2 protein-coding genes are annotated in these 993 nt (G+C 49.9%); both read right to left on the bottom strand.

The genetic code is table 11. From position 1 onward, the window contains the following. Positions 1 to 211: TrbC/VirB2 family protein (locus OU793_RS24615; protein WP_274647916.1), on the bottom strand; the 211-nt coding region annotated here is incomplete at its 3' end. Positions 212 to 261: 50 nt separating this feature from the next. Next, complete coding sequence (locus OU793_RS24610; protein WP_153641527.1) at positions 262 to 414, bottom strand: hypothetical protein; 153 nt, start codon at positions 412 to 414, stop codon at positions 262 to 264. Between the last annotated feature and the right edge of the window lie 579 nt (positions 415 to 993).

The following is a 993-nucleotide window of genomic DNA, read 5'->3' as shown; positions in this document are numbered from 1 at the left end:
CACCGAAGATCAAGCCCACACTGGCCGCGACAATGCCGAGGGCAGACGCACCAAAAGCGACGGGGCCGGTGATCGAATCCACAATGCGCTCTAAGGGGGATTCCCAAGGAAGGCCGGTACTCGATGCATTGGCAGCAAACGAACACAACCCGACCGAGACACCTAATAGTAGGTGCTCGCCGGAGCGCTTAAGTTTTTGAATCAAAGACATAACAGTTCTCCAAATAGAAATAACGCAGCACTCTTAAAAAAAGTGCTGCGTTATTGCGTGATAAGTTTGGCGTCGAGAAAAGGATTGAGCCCTAGGGCACGCAGTTCTTGCATGATTTCGAGTTGGCGACGGGCGTGGGCTTGCCGCTTAGCGTGCTCAGCTTCTTTTTTGCTGAGGTTTTTGATTCGGCCATTGGCTTTCATTAGGTATTCCTCTTTTCTGAAAACAAAAAAGCCCCATTGGTGTGACCCAATGGGGCTGCTTAAATAAGCAAGGTGTAATGATCGGCTTTAGAGATCCGGCTGTGCTCTCTGCTGAGAAAGCACAAGCGGATCACTGCTGCGGGAACAGCGAAGATAATAGCGTATTGAGCGTGTCGTCGTCGGGAGATTGCAGTCCCATCGTTTTGACGGGCGTCATGTCCCGTGAGCTGGATGTCGCGCGCTCGGTTTTGGTTCTTAATGCTCTCGCACAGAGCTTGTGATTTTTATGCTTTGCTTTAAAGCAACGAACTTTAGCTGTCATGAATATTGCTCTTCATTTAACCGTTGATAAAAGCCTGCACGTTGAGTTGTTCCGGCTTATGAACAACGCCCAGCCTCCGCCGCTTTGCGGATGGGTGTGATTGAAGAGCATTTTTTCCGCAGCAATGATGCTACGTGGCCTCTTCGTCGGCCGTTCTAACGTCCGTATCATGTCGTCATCTCGACGAGCGCGATAGCGGCGAACGGTCTGCCTTGGCGCGAATTGTTAAAGAACAAGAGCATAGTAAAAATTTTTGT

It is taken from the genome of Vibrio sp. VP6 (genome assembly GCF_028823755.1).
GTDB classification, from domain to species: Bacteria; Pseudomonadota; Gammaproteobacteria; order Enterobacterales; family Vibrionaceae; genus Vibrio; species Vibrio parahaemolyticus.
This window is presented reverse-complemented; position numbering and strand designations above follow the sequence as displayed.

Excerpts from the sequence above, each read along its gene's own strand:
- OU793_RS24610 (WP_153641527.1), bottom strand. The coding sequence starts at position 414 with ATGAAAGCCAATGGCCGAATCAAAAACCTCAGCAAAAAAGAAGCTGAG.